This window comes from Gellertiella hungarica (genome assembly GCF_014197145.1).
In the GTDB taxonomy this organism is placed as follows: domain Bacteria; phylum Pseudomonadota; class Alphaproteobacteria; order Rhizobiales; family Rhizobiaceae; genus Gellertiella; species Gellertiella hungarica.
In genome coordinates, this window is the sequence record NZ_JACIEZ010000012.1 from 46183 (window position 1) to 58660 (window position 12478).

The window sequence follows — 12478 nt, forward strand, 5'->3', positions numbered from 1 at the left end:
GAGGATGACGCCATGACGAGCACCCTGATACTGGCCTCGGCCAGCCCCTTCCGCCGGCAGCTGATGCAGAATGCGGGACTTGCCTTCAGCCATGAGGCCGCCCGCATCGACGAACGCGCAATCGAGGCACCGCTGGAAGCGGCCGGCCGCAGCCCGGATGAAGTCGCGGTGGCGCTGGCAATCGCAAAGGCGACGGATGTTTCGTCCCGCCATCCGGGCGCCCTCGTGATCGGGTCAGACCAGACGCTGTCTCTCGGAAGCCGGGTCTATCACAAGCCGCGCGACATGGCGGAGGCCGCCGAGCACCTCAAGTCCTTCTCCGGCCGCACTCACCGGCTGAACAGTGCGGTCTGCCTGGTGCGCGATGGCAATCTTCTCTGGTACGATGTCGCCCATGCGGAACTGGGCGTGCGGGTGCTGACGGATGATTTCATCGCCAGGCATCTGTCACGGGTCGGGGAACGCGCCCTTTCCAGTGTCGGCGCCTATCAGCTCGAGGGAGAGGGTATACAGCTCTTTTCCGGGATCCAGGGCGATTACTTCACGATCCTCGGCCTGCCGATGCTGCCGCTTCTTAACAAATTGCGCGAACTCGGGGAAATCGATGCGTGATTCACGTGAAACATTAACCAAGAAAGCCTTCGTCACCGGCTTCCCCGTGAAGCATTCGCGGTCGCCCATGATTCACGGCTACTGGCTGAAGCAGTTCGGCATCGACGGAACCTACAGCGCCCATCCGGTGGAACCAGAGAATTTCCTCGCTTTCCTGCAATCGCTCCGGTCTGGAGAATCCGGCTATGTGGGCGGCAATGTCACGATTCCCCACAAGGAAGCCGCCTACCGGCTGAGCGACGCACCGGATGCGCTCGCCGAAGAACTTGGCGCGGCCAACACGCTCTGGGTGGAGGGCGGCCGGGTGCATGCAACGAATACAGACGGCCGCGGCTTCATCGCCAATCTCGACCAGAGACACCCGGGCTGGGATGCGCCCGCCGCGGGCACCGCCCGCCGGGCGGTTATCCTCGGTGCCGGGGGGGCGGCCAGGGCCGTCATCCAGGCTTTGCGCGACCGCGGCTTCGACGAGGTGCATGTGGTCAACCGGACGCTGGCACGGGCCCAGGAAATGCGTGACCGCTTCGGCGAGCGGGTCCACGCCCATCCGATGGATGCCCTCCGCGAGGTGATGGACGAGGCCTCCCTTTTCGTCAACACGACCTCTCTGGGCATGGACGGAGAGCCGGCGCCCGACATCGACTTCTCGCCCCTTGCATCAGGCGGCATCGTGACCGACATCGTCTATGTCCCGCTCGTGACGCCCATCCTGCGCCAGGCGATGCGCCAGGGACGGCCCGTCGTGGATGGGCTCGGCATGCTGCTGCACCAGGCCGTTCCCGGTTTCGAGATCTGGTTCGGCCGTCGTCCCGAGGTGGACGAGACGCTGCGTAATCTGATCATCGCCGACATGGAAGCGCATTCATGATCCTGCTCGGTCTCACTGGCTCCATCGGCATGGGCAAATCCACCACGGCCAGACTGTTCGCGGAAGCGGGTGTTCCGGTCAACGACGCGGATCAGGTGGTTCACGAGCTCTATCGGGGGGAGGCGGTTCGACCGGTGGAGGCAGCATTCCCGGGATCGGTACAGGATGGTGCCGTGGACCGGCAGATCCTTTCGCGGATGCTGGCGGAGAATCCGGCTCACTTCCGGACGCTCGAGGCCATCGTCCATCCGCTCGTCCAGGAAAGGGAGCGTCGTTTCGTCGAAGAGAACCGGAAGGCAGGGGCGGCGCTCGTCGTCCTCGACATCCCGCTTCTCTTCGAAGTCGGCGGGGAAGGGCGCGTCGACCGGATTGCCGTCGTATCCTGCAGCGCCGACGAGCAGCGCCGCCGTGTTCTTGCCCGGCCCGGCATGACACCGGAGAAGTTCGAGCTAATCCTGTCGCGGCAGATGCCCGATGCGGAAAAACGTAAGAGAGCCGATTATGTGATAGATACCGGAGAAGGCATCGAGCATGCCCGCCGCCAGGTGCTCGACATCATCGCGGAACTGAAGACAGGGAGTGCCTGACATGCGGGAAATCATCTTCGATACGGAAACCACGGGCCTCGACAACAAGACGGACCGCATCATCGAAATCGGCGGGGTAGAGCTGGTCAACCATTTCCCGACCGGGCGCACCATCCACATCTACATCAATCCGGAAGGAACCAAGGTTCATCCGGACGCGCTCGCGGTCCACGGGATTTCCGACGAGTTCCTGCTGGACAAGCCCGTTTTCCGGGATGTGGTGCAGGAAATTGTCTCCTTCTTCGACGGCGCCATGTGGGTCGCCCACAACGCGAATTTCGACATGGGCTTCATCAACGCGGAATTTGCCCGCCTCGGCCTGCCGCCGGTCGAGAACGATCGGGTGATCGACACGCTGCAGCTTGCCCGACGCAAGAACCCGATGGGTCCGAATTCGCTCGACGCGCTCTGCCGGCGCTATGGTATCGACAATTCCCATCGCACGAAGCACGGGGCGCTGCTCGATTCCGAGCTTCTGGCGGAAGTCTATATCGAGATGATCGGGGGCCGGCAGACGGCACTCGTGCTTGGCAGCGTGGAAGAGGCTTCGGCTGTGGTCGTCGAGGAGGACACGACCGTCACCCTCGACGTTCTGGTCCGGCCGCGTCCGCTTGCGCCGCGGCTGACGCCCGAGGAGGCCGCCGCCCATGAGGCCATGGTGGCCAAGATGGGCGCCAAGGCCATCTGGAGCAAATACGCGGCGGAATGAGCGGATCTGCAGATACGAAAAAGCCCGGCCAAGAACCGGGCTTTCTTTTTGTCGAGCCTGCGGGGCGTCGTCAGTTTGCGGTCTGCGAACGCTGCTGTTCCTCGGCCATGCGCTGGGTAAACATCTGCGCAAAGTCGATCGGGTCGATCATCAGCGGCGGGAAGCCGCCGTTGCGGGTTGCATCGGCGATGATCTGCCGCGCGAAGGGGAAAATCAGGCGCGGGCATTCGATGAACAGGATCGGCAGCATGTGCTCCTGCGGGAAGCCGGTGATGCGGAAAACGCCACCATAGACCAGCTCGCAATGGAACAGGATCTTGTCGCCATCCTTGGCTTCGGCATTGAGCGACAGGACGACGTCGAAGTCCGACTCGGAGAGCGGATTGGCGTTGACGTTCACATTGATGTTGATGTCGGGCGCGCGGTCGCGTGCCTGAAGCGAGCGCGGAGCACCGGGAACCTCGAAAGACAGGTCCTTCATGTACTGGGCGAGGATCGTCAGGCTCGGGCTTGCGCCATTGGAAGTTTCGTTGGCCATGAAAGAATGTTCCTGTCACGTGTTCGGAGTAGCGCCCATTAGCATTTCGCCCGGGGGCTTACAACCCTGGCGCAGGCGGGGCGGATCGCGCCTAATCCCGCGGCAGGCGCCCCTGGGTTTCTCCGTCTTCCCGCGGCTGACCGTCCCGCCTGAACTCTCCTTCGTCCAGGTCGACGGTTCGGCCTGTCCGGGCGTCGCCGCGGAAATCATAGGTTTCGGTATAGGTCTCGCCGGGCCCGGTATAGACGCGGCTTCGCACGCCGGTCATCCGCGCAAGCGCGGCGCGCACGAAGGGGATGAGCAGCAGCAAGCCGAGAATATCGGTGAGGAAGCCCGGAATCAGCAGAAGCAGGCCGGCGACGAGCGTCATCAGATCCGCGCTGAGACCGGTTGCCGGAATGCGTCCGTCCCGCGCCATGCCGGAGATTTTCGAAACCAGGCCGAAGCCCTGCTGCCGCACGATGAGGAGACCGGCTGCGGAAGTGAGGAGGACGAGCAGAAATGCCTTCCAGAAACCGATGCTTTGAACCACGAGACCGAAGGTCACGATTTCCGCCAGAGGCGCACCGATCAGCAATAGAGGAAAAATACGCATTTGAAATATCTCCGACGGGCCGTGGCGCCGCCTTTGCCGGAGCCGGCGTGATGCCCTTGCCATTTGAATGATTGCCCAATGCGGACTATATGGGAATTGCAACCCGAAGAGAACAACGACATCACGGTTAAAATGGGCTCGAACGATTTCATCACTCTGTTTTTCCTTGTAGCTGCAGTCCTCATCTTTCTGCAGCTCCGTAGCGTGCTGGGTCGGCGGACGGGTCACGAAAAACCGCCCTTCGAACCCATGAGCCCGCGCGAGCAGGCGCGGCCCGAGCCGGTGGATACCGGCAAGGTGATCACGCTGCCGCGCCGCGAGTTTTCCGACAATGAAGACCGGCTCAACCAGGCGGATCTGTATGCCAAGCCCGGCACGGAGGCGAACAACGACCTGCGCGAGCTCATGAAGGTGGATCCGGCCTTCGATCCGAAGGGCTTCTTCCAGGGTGCGCGCATGGCCTATGAAATGATCGTCACCGCCTTTGCGGAAGGTGACCGCAAGACGCTGCGCGGCCTTCTCTCGCCGGAGGTCTTCGAAAGCTTCCAGAGCGCCATAGCCGACCGGGAGTCGCGCGGCGAGAAGGTGAAGTTCACCTTCGTGGGAATTTCCCGCATGGATCTCTCGCGCATCGACATCAAGGGCAGCGATGTGCAGATCACCCTGTCGATAGGGGGTCAGTTCATCTCCGCGACACTCGATCGCAGCGGCCAGGTCATCGATGGCGACGAGGAACAGGTGGCGGAAGTCAGCGACATCTGGACGCTCTCGCGTGACATGCGCTCGCGCGATCCGAACTGGACCGTGATCGCCACCGAATCCGAGCATTGAGCCGATGGCGGAGGGTTTCGAATTCAGGCCGGTTGCCTTCCGCGACCTTCCGGGCTGGGAGAGCGACGATCCACGGCCCCTGTTTCCGGCGCTTCAGGATTGCCTGCGCCATGTGACGGAGGTGAAACCCTACCGGACGGGTTCTCTCGGATTGACCAGCGCCGATCTTCTGCCTGCCCTGGAGGCCGCACGGCCCGCGCCCCGTGAAACGGCAGCCGAAGCCCGGGCCTTCTTCGAACGGCATTTCGTTCCCTTCGCCATCCTGCCGGGAGGCAGGCCCGAGGGGTTCGTCACCGCCTTTTACGAGCCGGAGGTTGCGGTCGCGGCAAGCCCCGACGAGATCTATCGCTTTCCCTTCTACCGGCGGCCGGAGGATCTCGTCGATCTCGACGACACCAGCAGGCCCGCGTCTCTCGACCCCTCCTACGCCTTCGGGCTGCGAAACCCGGATGGCAGCATCTCCGCCTATGCGGACAGAAGAGCCATCGACGAGGGCCATCTCGACGGTCGTGGCCTGGAGATTGCCTGGGCGCGGTCGAAGGCGGATGTCTTCTTCGCCCATGTTCAGGGTGCGGCACGCCTGTGCTATCCGGATGGTTCCATGCGCCGGATCACCTATGCGGCAAAGGCCGGGCATCCGTTCTCGCCCATCGGCAAGCTGCTCCTCGACCGGGGCGAAATCGCGCCCGAAGCCATTTCCATGCAGGCCATCAGGGCATGGCTTGCGGACAACCCCGATCGGGCGGACGAAGTCTACTGGCATAACCGCTCCTACATCTTTTTCCGCGAATCCGATCTTGCCGATCCGGATCTCGGGCCGATTGCAGCCGCCAAGGTCCCGCTGGTGGCCGGCCGTTCGCTGGCCGTCGACCGGCTGATCCACACTTTCGGTTTTCCCTTCTTCGTGCATGCCCCTGCGCTCACCCATCTCGATGGCGGCAAACCTTTCGCGCGTCTGATGCTGGCCCTCGACACGGGCACCGCCATCGTCGGTCCCGCCCGCGGAGACATCTTCACCGGATGGGGTCCCGAAGCCGGCGAACAGGCGGGAACGGTGCGCAATCAGGCGCATTTTCATCTGCTCGTTCCCCGAGCCGCAGCGGAAAGGTTTGCCTGATGCCGCGCGACCGGGAGCTCAAGACGGAGGAGCGGATCCTCTGGGGCAAGGTGGCAAAGACCACCCGTCCCATGCCGGGCCGCATGGAAGACCTTCTTGCCTTTGCTGATCTGGAAATGCCGGAACCGGCAATACCGGTGACGGCCCCCGTCTCCACCGCAGCCTTCGCCGCCGATGCGCAGGAACAGCCGAAAACACCGGTCTCGCGCGCCCATCATCCGCTGGAAAAACCCGTGAAGCGCAAGCTCGTCCGCGGTCGTCTGCCGCTCGAGGCCAGGATCGACCTTCACGGCATGATCCAGAGCGAAGCGCACGGGCTGCTGCTCGATTTCCTCGTGCATGCGCATGAACGGGGCCTGCGCCATGTGCTCGTGATTACGGGCAAGGGGCGCTCGATGGGCAGCGAAGGCGCCTTGAAACGAGCGGTCCCGCTCTGGTTCTCCAAGCCGGAGTTCCGCTACCTCATTTCCTCCCACGAACCGGCCGCCCAGCATCACGGCGGGGAGGGCGCGCTCTATGTGCGTCTCTCGCGTGCCCGGGGAGAGCGGTCGTGACGCCCTTCGGCGAGGCCATGCGGTCGCTTCGCCGCCGCAAGGGGGTTTCCCAGAAGGAGATGGCGCGCGCCATCGGCGTCTCTCCCGCCTATCTCTCCGCCCTCGAACACGGCCACAAGGGAACGCCGAGCTTCGACTTTCTCCAGCGGGTCGCCGGTTACTTCAACATCATCTGGGACGAGGCCGAGGCGCTGTTCTCGCTTGCCCGCTCGTCCGACCCGCGCGTGGTGCTCGATACGTCGGGTCTTCCGCCGGAATACACGGCCTTTGCCAACCGCCTGTCCGCCCGTTTGCGCACGCTTTCGCCGGAAGACATCGCCCGGCTCGAGGCCATCCTCGAGAAACGGGCCTGAAGCGGCGGAAAACCACCGTTAATCCCCGGTTTTATGCCGCATTTCGAAGCCATAAGCTTGGGAAGGGCCGCCAAAATCCCTATATTCAGGGCGGACTATTCGCGCTGATTCGGGCGCGTTTTCCCTTCAATTTGGAAAGACCTGGAATGACCGACGCAACGGAAAACAACCCGGCCGCAGCCGAATATGGCGCAGACTCCATCAAGGTTCTCAAGGGACTTGATGCCGTCCGCAAGCGTCCCGGCATGTATATCGGCGATACGGATGACGGTTCGGGTCTGCACCACATGGTCTACGAGGTGGTCGACAACGCGATCGACGAGGCGCTTGCCGGTCATGCGGACCTGGTAACGGTGACGCTGAATGCGGACGGCTCCTGCACGGTGACCGACAATGGCCGCGGCATTCCCGTGGGCCTGCATCCGACCGAGGGCGTGTCGGCGGCCGAAGTGATCATGACCCAGCTCCACGCGGGCGGCAAGTTCGACCAGAACTCCTACAAGGTTTCGGGTGGTCTCCACGGCGTGGGCGTGTCGGTGGTGAACGCCCTCTCGGTCATGCTGAAGCTGAAGATCGCCCGCGACGGCAACTGGCATGAAATCAGCTTTACTCATGGCGTCGCCGACGCGCCTCTGGCCGTGACGGGGGAGGCCGGCAGCTATACGGGTACCGAGGTGACCTTCCTGCCCAGCTCCGAAACCTTCACCAAGACGGAATTCGATTTCTCCACCCTCGAGCATCGCCTGCGCGAGCTTGCCTTCCTGAATTCAGGAGTGCGGATCGTCCTGACCGACAAGCGTCATTCCGACATCCGCCAGACCGAACTGCTCTATGATGGCGGTCTCGACGCCTTCGTCGCCTATCTCGACCGCGCCAAGAAACCGCTCGTCGACAAGCCGGTCTCGATCCGCGGAGAAAAGGATGGCATAGCCGTCGAAGTATCCATGTGGTGGAACGACAGCTACCACGAGAACGTGCTCTGCTTCACCAACAACATTCCCCAGCGGGATGGCGGCACGCACATGGCAGGCTTCCGGGCCGCGCTGACCCGCCAGATCGTTTCCTACGGCGAAAGCTCAGGCCTGACCAAGAAGGAGAAGGTCTCGCTGACGGGCGAAGACTGCCGTGAGGGCCTCACGGCCGTTCTCTCGGTCAAGGTTCCCGATCCCAAGTTCTCGTCCCAGACCAAGGACAAGCTCGTCTCCTCGGAAGTCCGCCCCGTTGTGGAAAGCCTGGTGAACGAGGCGCTCAGCACCTGGCTTGAAGAACATCCCTCCGAAGCGAAGATCCTGGTCGGCAAGGTGGTCGAGGCGGCAGCGGCACGCGAGGCCGCGCGCAAGGCCCGCGAGCTCACCCGCCGCAAGGGCGCTCTCGACATCGCCTCGCTGCCCGGCAAGCTCGCCGACTGCTCCGAACGCGATCCGTCGAAATCCGAGCTCTTCCTGGTCGAGGGCGACTCGGCAGGCGGCTCGGCAAAGCAGGGCCGCTCGCGGGAAAGCCAGGCCATCCTGCCGCTGCGCGGCAAGATCCTCAACGTGGAGCGGGCCCGCTTCGACAAGATGCTCTCGAGCCAGGAAATCGGCACGCTGATCACGGCGCTCGGCACCTCGATCGGCAAGGACGAGTTCAACATCGAGAAGCTGCGCTACCACAAGATCATCATCATGACCGATGCCGACGTGGACGGTGCCCATATCCGAACGCTTCTGCTCACCTTCTTCTTCCGGCAGATGCCGCAGCTGATCGAGGCAGGCCACCTCTACATCGCCCAGCCGCCGCTCTACAAGGTAACCCGCGGCAAGTCCGTACAGTACCTCAAGGACGAGAAGGCCTTCGAGGAATATCTGATCAGCCAGGGTCTCGAGGATGCGGCCCTGAAGCTCGGTTCCGGCGAGGTTCGCACCGGCCAGGACCTCCGCGAGGTCATCAACGATGCCTTGAGGCTTCGTGCGCTGATCGACGGGCTCCATTCCCGCTACAGCCGGCCGATCATCGAGCAGGCAGCCATCTGCGGCGCCCTCAACGCCGAGCTCACCAGCAACCGCGAGCGTGCAGCCGAAACCGCGGCCGAGGTCGCGACGCGTCTGGACCTGATCGCCGAGGAAACCGAGCGCGGCTGGGAGGGTGAAGTCACCGAAGAAGGCGGGCTCCGCTTCTCCCGCATGGTGCGCGGCGTGAAGGAAGTCGCCTATCTGGACATGGCGCTCATCGGCTCCTCCGATGCGCGCTACATCGACCAGATGACATCGCGGCTCAAGGAAATCTATGCAGCGCCCCCGGTTCTGGTGCGCAAGGAAGGCCAGACGGAAATCTCCGGCCCCCGCGCGCTTCTCGATGCGGTCTTCGCCAGCGGGCGCAAGGGCATCTCGATGCAGCGCTACAAGGGTCTCGGCGAGATGAATGCCGAACAGCTCTGGGAAACGACGCTCGATCCGAACGTGCGCTCGCTGCTGCAGGTCAAGGTATCGGATGCAACCGATGCCGACGGGCTGTTTGCCCGCCTGATGGGCGACGAGGTGGAGCCTCGCCGCGAATTCATTCAGGAAAACGCGCTCAGCGTCGCAAACCTGGACATCTGATCCCGGCGTACCGGGCGCCGCTCAGAACTGGCCCTCGAAGGCCAGTTCTGCAAGCGCGCGCCGGTGGCTCGGCTTTTCCCGCGCCTTCAGATCCTCGGGAAGCGCATCCACATCGCCCATGCGACCGATGGCAATAGCGGCCTCCATCTTCATGTCCTCGGTGAAATTCAGCTCCGCCGGAATCTCCTCCTGCTTCACGCCCGCCATGCCATGGGCAAAGTAGCCCAGCATCCGGGCCTGAAGGGCGAGTGCCATCCATGCCGCCCCGGCATCGAAGGAGTGGGTCGGGATCGGCCGACGATTTTCGTCGCCGGGCGCGCCGGTGCGGTTAACCGAAACCACGAAGACCAGAGCGCCGGCCTTTTCCGCCCAGCGACGGTTCGCATCGACGAGAAGCCCCGCCAGCCGGTCGAAAGCGGCCGTGCCCCTCACGCCGTAGACGAAACGCCATGGCTGGTTGTTGGAGGCCGAGGGCGCCCAGCGGGCCGCATCGAGGATGGTCATCAGATCCGCCGTCGGCAACGTCTCGCCCGAATAGGCACGGGGAGACCAGCGCTCGAGGAAGATCGGATCGATGGGCTCGCCCGTCTCGCGATGATTGGTTTCGGTCATGGGTCTTTCTCCTGATGGCGTCTGGCAAGGCAGATAGGCCGTCCCGGGCCCATTGCAAGTAAAGGCCCGCTTCGCTGGCGTCTTCCATGCGACAAAGCGGTCGCCCGCAATACCCCTGCGTCACGAGATCGGCTAGGGTGCCGCCCGTGAATCGGCATTATGGGAGCAAGATCGTGGATTCTCGGGAATTTCTGGAATGGTCGGAAAAGGCGGCGCGCTGGGGGGTGGAATATCGCGAGAAGCTGCGTGATCTTCCTGTCCGGGCGCAGACATCGCCTGGCGAGATTGCCGCACAGATCGCTCCGCATGCGCCCGAGGCTGGCGAGGCGATGGAGGCTATCTTTGCCGACTTCGAAAGGATCATCCTGCCGGGCATGACGCACTGGCAGCATCCGCGCTTCTTCGCCTATTTCCCGGCCAATGCCGCACCGGCCTCCGTGGTGGCGGAATATCTGGTCACGGCGATGGCGGCGCAATGCATGCTCTGGCAGACCTCGCCGGCAGCGACCGAGCTGGAAACCGCGATGATCGGCTGGCTCCGCGACGCGCTCGGACTTCCCGCCGAATTCACCGGTTCCATTCAGGATTCTGCCTCCTCCGCCACGCTGAATGCGGTTCTCGTCATGCGGGAAAGAGCCCTTGGCTGGGCAGGAAACCGCGAGGGGCTCTCCGGCCAGCCGCGGATCCGGATCTATGCCTCCAGCCATGTCCACACCTCCATCGACCGCGCCATCTGGGTATCGGGTGTCGGCGAAGCCAATCTCGTGCGCATACCGGTGACGGGAAAGAGCCGCGGCATGGATCCGGTAGCGCTGGATGCGGCAATCCGCAAGGATCTGGAATCCGGCTATTTGCCGGCTGGGGTGATTGCCTGCACGGGCGGCACGAGCATCGGTGCCCATGATGACACCGAGGCGGTGGTCAGGGTCGCCCACGGCCATGGCCTCTATGTCCACGTCGATGCGGCCTGGGCGGGTGCGGCAATGATCTGCCCGGAGCTGCGGTCGTTCTGGAGAGGGGTCGAAACGGCCGATTCCGTCGTCTTCAATCCCCACAAGTGGCTGGGCGCGCAGTTCGATTGCTCGGTGCAGTTCATCCGCGATCCGGACTCGCTGGTACGCACGCTCGCGATCCAGCCGGAATATCTGAAGACCTCGGGCAAGGACGGTTTCATCAATTATTCGGAATGGTCGGTTCCCCTTGGGCGCCGCTTCCGGGCCCTCAAGCTGTGGTTCCTGCTGCGACACCATGGCCTCGAAGGACTGCGGCAGATGATCCGCAACCACATTGCCTGGGCGGAGGAACTTTATCGCAGGCTGAAGACGGACGAGCGCTTCGAGATCACGTCGGAGCCGTTCCTCTCGCTCTTCAGCTTCCGTCCGGTGGTTCCGGCGGGCCAGGACGAGGAAGCATACGTGCAGCGCTTTCTGGACGCGATCAACAATGACGGACGGATCTACCTAACCCAGACGCGTCTCGAAGGGAAACTGGTGATCCGGTTCCAAGCCGGCCAGTTCGACATGCGGCAGGAAGATGCCGAGATGGCCCATGCGGTGCTTTCGGAATTTGCCGATCAGCCGATTTGACCGCAGCCTTCGACGCGTATAAATATTCCCTTCATATTTGATGAAGGTGGTCTCTGGAGGAGAATCGTCATGAAGCTGATGCGCATAGGGCAGCCGGGAGCCGAAAAGCCGGCTCTTCTCGACCGCGACGGAAAGGTCCGCGACCTGTCCGCTCACGTGGCCGATATCGGTGGGGCGCATCTTTCCCCGGAAGGACTTGCCCGGATCGCAGCCCTGGATCCTGCCTCGCTGCCGGAAATCGCGGCCGATCGCATCGGTCCCTGCGTTGCCGGAACCGGGAAGTTCATCTGCATCGGTCTCAACTATTCGGATCATGCTGCCGAATCCGGCATGGCGGTGCCGCCGGAGCCGGTCGTCTTCATGAAGGCGACATCTGCCATCTGCGGACCCAACGATACGGTTTACATCCCGCGCGGCTCGGAGAAGACGGACTGGGAAGTGGAGCTTGGCGTGGTCATCGGCAAGACCGCCAAATATGTGAGCGAAGCGGAAGCCCTGGATTACGTGGCCGGTTACTGCGTCTCGCACGACGTGTCCGAAAGGGCGTTCCAGACGGAGCGGGCAGGGCAGTGGACCAAGGGCAAGTCCTGCGACACCTTCGGCCCGGTCGGACCCTGGCTGGTCACCAGGGACGAAATTCCCGATCCCCAGGCGCTTTCCATGTGGCTGAAGGTCAATGGTGAGCAGATGCAGAACGGATCGTCTCAGACTATGGTCTATGGTGTGGCCTTCCTCGTCTCCTATCTCAGCCAGTTCATGTCGCTCCATCCCGGCGACATCATCTCCACAGGCACGCCGCCAGGCGTCGGGATGGGCATGAAACCGCCTCGCTACCTGAAGCCCGGAGATGTCGTGGAGCTTGGGATCGAGGGGCTCGGAACCCAGCGGCAGGTCTTTGCGGCCGATCTTTAAGGCCTTTGCATACAAGCTCTTAACA

The 12478-nt window shown here is 63.2% G+C and carries 14 protein-coding genes; 11 read left to right on the plus strand and 3 right to left on the minus strand.

The window, feature by feature from the left end:
* Nucleotides 1-12: 12 nt before the first annotated feature.
* From GGR23_RS20075 to dnaQ, 4 genes are read left to right on the plus strand one after another with little or no spacing between them, the layout of a single operon-like run.
* Nucleotides 13-612, plus strand: a complete 600-nt coding sequence (locus GGR23_RS20075; RefSeq protein ID WP_183368123.1) for a Maf-like protein — start codon at nucleotides 13-15, stop codon at nucleotides 610-612.
* The gene (locus GGR23_RS20080) at nucleotides 605-1480 is read left to right on the plus strand and encodes a shikimate dehydrogenase (RefSeq protein WP_183368125.1); all 876 of its coding nucleotides are present in this window, start codon (nucleotides 605-607) and stop codon (nucleotides 1478-1480) included. The genes GGR23_RS20075 and GGR23_RS20080 overlap by 8 nt, the downstream gene beginning before the upstream one ends.
* Nucleotides 1477-2067 (plus strand): dephospho-CoA kinase, encoded by a 591-nt coding sequence (coaE, locus tag GGR23_RS20085; RefSeq protein WP_183368126.1) that lies wholly within the window; start codon nucleotides 1477-1479, stop codon nucleotides 2065-2067. Before GGR23_RS20080 ends, coaE begins: the two co-directional genes overlap by 4 nt.
* A gap of 1 nt (nucleotide 2068) precedes the next feature.
* Complete coding sequence (gene dnaQ / locus GGR23_RS20090) at nucleotides 2069-2776, plus strand: DNA polymerase III subunit epsilon (RefSeq protein ID WP_183368128.1); 708 nt, start codon at nucleotides 2069-2071, stop codon at nucleotides 2774-2776.
* 70 nt (nucleotides 2777-2846) lie between these two features.
* Here the strand turns inward: dnaQ and secB are convergent, their stop codons facing one another.
* Nucleotides 2847-3314 (minus strand): protein-export chaperone SecB, encoded by a 468-nt coding sequence (gene secB / locus GGR23_RS20095; protein WP_183368129.1) that lies wholly within the window; start codon nucleotides 3312-3314, stop codon nucleotides 2847-2849.
* Nucleotides 3315-3405: 91 nt separating this feature from the next.
* Entirely contained in the window at nucleotides 3406-3909 is a 504-nt protein-coding gene (locus GGR23_RS20100) for an FxsA family protein (protein ID WP_183368130.1), read from the minus strand.
* Between the two features lie 132 nt (nucleotides 3910-4041).
* Here GGR23_RS20100 and GGR23_RS20105 point away from each other — a divergent pair, with 132 nt between their 5' ends.
* From GGR23_RS20105 to gyrB, 5 genes are all read left to right on the plus strand, one after another.
* Nucleotides 4042-4740 carry a Tim44/TimA family putative adaptor protein gene (locus GGR23_RS20105; RefSeq protein WP_183368190.1) on the plus strand — a complete coding sequence of 233 codons (699 nt, stop codon included), beginning with the start codon at nucleotides 4042-4044 and terminating at the stop codon, nucleotides 4738-4740.
* A 4-nt stretch (nucleotides 4741-4744) separates the two neighbouring features.
* The gene (mltA, locus tag GGR23_RS20110; RefSeq protein WP_183368132.1) at nucleotides 4745-5857 is read left to right on the plus strand and encodes a murein transglycosylase A; all 1113 of its coding nucleotides are present in this window, start codon (nucleotides 4745-4747) and stop codon (nucleotides 5855-5857) included.
* Entirely contained in the window at nucleotides 5857-6411 is a 555-nt protein-coding gene (locus tag GGR23_RS20115) for a Smr/MutS family protein (RefSeq protein WP_183368134.1), read from the plus strand. Before mltA ends, GGR23_RS20115 begins: the two co-directional genes overlap by 1 nt.
* A complete protein-coding gene (locus GGR23_RS20120; protein WP_183368136.1) occupies nucleotides 6408-6764 on the plus strand; it encodes a helix-turn-helix domain-containing protein in 357 nt (118 codons plus the stop codon). The genes GGR23_RS20115 and GGR23_RS20120 overlap by 4 nt, the downstream gene beginning before the upstream one ends.
* A 146-nt stretch (nucleotides 6765-6910) precedes the next feature.
* Nucleotides 6911-9343, plus strand: coding sequence for a DNA topoisomerase (ATP-hydrolyzing) subunit B (gene gyrB / locus GGR23_RS20125; RefSeq protein WP_183368138.1), 2433 nt, complete (start codon nucleotides 6911-6913; stop codon nucleotides 9341-9343).
* Nucleotides 9344-9364: 21 nt separating this feature from the next.
* Here the strand turns inward: gyrB and GGR23_RS20130 are convergent, their stop codons facing one another.
* Entirely contained in the window at nucleotides 9365-9955 is a 591-nt protein-coding gene (locus GGR23_RS20130; protein ID WP_183368140.1) for a nitroreductase family protein, read from the minus strand.
* A 173-nt stretch (nucleotides 9956-10128) separates the two neighbouring features.
* Here GGR23_RS20130 and GGR23_RS20135 point away from each other — a divergent pair, with 173 nt between their 5' ends.
* A complete protein-coding gene (locus tag GGR23_RS20135) occupies nucleotides 10129-11541 on the plus strand; it encodes a pyridoxal-dependent decarboxylase (RefSeq protein ID WP_183368142.1) in 1413 nt (470 codons plus the stop codon).
* 69 nt (nucleotides 11542-11610) lie between these two features.
* Entirely contained in the window at nucleotides 11611-12453 is an 843-nt protein-coding gene (locus GGR23_RS20140; RefSeq protein ID WP_183368144.1) for a fumarylacetoacetate hydrolase family protein, read from the plus strand.
* Nucleotides 12454-12478: the final 25 nt, after the last annotated feature.

Bases quoted from the DNA above. Each gene is read 5' to 3' on its own strand.
- GGR23_RS20075 (WP_183368123.1), top strand. From the start codon at position 13: ATGACGAGCACCCTGATACTGGCCTCGGCCAGCCCCTTCCGCCGGCAG.
- GGR23_RS20080 (WP_183368125.1), top strand. From the start codon at position 605: ATGCGTGATTCACGTGAAACATTAACCAAGAAAGCCTTCGTCACCGGC.
- coaE (WP_183368126.1), top strand. From the start codon at position 1,477: ATGATCCTGCTCGGTCTCACTGGCTCCATCGGCATGGGCAAATCCACC.
- dnaQ (WP_183368128.1), top strand. From the start codon at position 2,069: ATGCGGGAAATCATCTTCGATACGGAAACCACGGGCCTCGACAACAAG.
- secB (WP_183368129.1), bottom strand. From the start codon at position 3,314: ATGGCCAACGAAACTTCCAATGGCGCAAGCCCGAGCCTGACGATCCTC.
- GGR23_RS20100 (WP_183368130.1), bottom strand. From the start codon at position 3,909: ATGCGTATTTTTCCTCTATTGCTGATCGGTGCGCCTCTGGCGGAAATC.
- GGR23_RS20105 (WP_183368190.1), top strand. From the start codon at position 4,042: ATGGGCTCGAACGATTTCATCACTCTGTTTTTCCTTGTAGCTGCAGTC.
- mltA (WP_183368132.1), top strand. From the start codon at position 4,745: ATGGCGGAGGGTTTCGAATTCAGGCCGGTTGCCTTCCGCGACCTTCCG.
- GGR23_RS20115 (WP_183368134.1), top strand. From the start codon at position 5,857: ATGCCGCGCGACCGGGAGCTCAAGACGGAGGAGCGGATCCTCTGGGGC.
- gyrB (WP_183368138.1), top strand. From the start codon at position 6,911: ATGACCGACGCAACGGAAAACAACCCGGCCGCAGCCGAATATGGCGCA.
- GGR23_RS20130 (WP_183368140.1), bottom strand. From the start codon at position 9,955: ATGACCGAAACCAATCATCGCGAGACGGGCGAGCCCATCGATCCGATC.
- GGR23_RS20140 (WP_183368144.1), top strand. From the start codon at position 11,611: ATGAAGCTGATGCGCATAGGGCAGCCGGGAGCCGAAAAGCCGGCTCTT.